The organism is Roseateles sp. P5_B10 (assembly GCF_056400485.1).
The window spans coordinates 1-1385 of the sequence record NZ_JBFULE010001108.1; the positions used below are offsets into that span (position 1 = coordinate 1).

The following is a 1385-nucleotide window of genomic DNA, read 5'->3' on the forward strand; positions in this document are numbered from 1 at the left end:
GCAGGCGCATGCGCCAGCCGCCGGAGAAGCTGTTGACGGGAGCGTCGAGCTGCTCGGTCTTGAAGCCAAGGCCCATCAGCAGCGCCTGGGCGCGGGAGCGGGCGTCGAAGGCGCCAACGTCGGCCAGCAGCGCGTGGGCGTCGGCCATCGCATGGCCGTCGTTGGCGGCTTCGGCGGCTTCTAGCGCGGCGCGGGCAGCAACCAGCGGCAGGTCGCCTTCGAGCACGTAGTCGGTCGCGCCGTCCTCGGTCTCGGGCATGTTCTGGGCGACCTCGGAACGACGCCAGTGCTTGGGCACCTCGACCTCGCCCTTGTCGTTGCCCAGGCGGTGCGTCAGCAGCGCAAACAGGCTGGATTTGCCCGCGCCGTTGCGGCCGACCAGGCCGATCTTTTCGCCGGGCTGCAGCGTGGCGGAGGCGTTGTCCAGCACCACCTTGACGCCGCGGCGCAGCGTGATGTCGCGAAGTGTGATCATGTCGCCGCCTGCCGGGCCGCCCCAAAGGCGGCGAAGCCCCCTCGGGGGGCAGTGAGTGAAACGAACGTGGGGGCTGTCATGCGAGAGCCTCCTTCGTGACCAGGAGGACCTGGTCGTCGCCCGCGGAGGTTTCCAGCCAGACGACTTCCAGGGCCGGGAAGGCCGCCTCAAAATTCTCGCGTTCGTTGCCGATCTCGAGCACCAGCACGCCGTCGTCGTTCAGCGCAGCGGGCGCGGCGCGCAGCAGCTCGCGGATGAAGTCCATGCCGTCGCTGCCGCCGGCCAGCGCCAGTTCGGGCTCGGCGCGGTATTCGGCGGGCAGGGCGGCCATGCTGGTGCTGTTCACGTAGGGCGGGTTGCAGAGGATGAGGTCATAGGTGCCTTCGGCACCGGCCAGGCCGTCGCCTTGCAGCAGGCGTACGCGCAGCGCCAGGTTGTGGCGCTCCACGTTCAATTTCGCCACGGCGAGTGCATTGACGTCGATGTCCAGCGCGTCCACCTCGACCTCCGGCCAGGCCATCGCTGCCAGCACGGCCAGGCTGCCGTTGCCGGTGCACAGGTCCAGCACGCGGCGGCTGTCGGGATGTAGCCAGGGGTCGATGCTGGCGTCGGCAATCAGCTCGGCAATGAAGCTGCGCGGCACGATAGCGCGCTCGTCGATGGTGAAGGGCACGCCTTGCAGCCAGGCCTCGCCGGTCAGATAGGCAGCGGGCTTGCGCGTTGCAATGCGTTGGTCGACGAGTTCGGTGATGCTGGCTAGGTCGGCCTCGTTCAGCTCACGCTCGGCGTGTTCGTCCAGCGCGTCCAGCGGCAGTCCCAGGCGCCACAGCGCCAGCCACGCGGCCTCGTCAAAGGCGGTCGAGGTGCCATGGCCAAAAAACACGCCCGCCTGGTCAAGGCGGGCGGCTTG

General features: G+C 69.0%; 2 protein-coding genes. Both read right to left on the reverse strand.

The window, feature by feature from the left end:
- A partial coding sequence (locus AC1DU6_RS31245) for an ATP-binding cassette domain-containing protein (protein ID WP_477862020.1) occupies positions 1-475 on the reverse strand: 475 nt, incomplete at its 3' end.
- A 76-nt stretch (positions 476-551) separates the two neighbouring features.
- A partial coding sequence (gene prmB, locus AC1DU6_RS31250) for a 50S ribosomal protein L3 N(5)-glutamine methyltransferase (protein WP_477862022.1) occupies positions 552-1385 on the reverse strand: 834 nt, incomplete at its 5' end.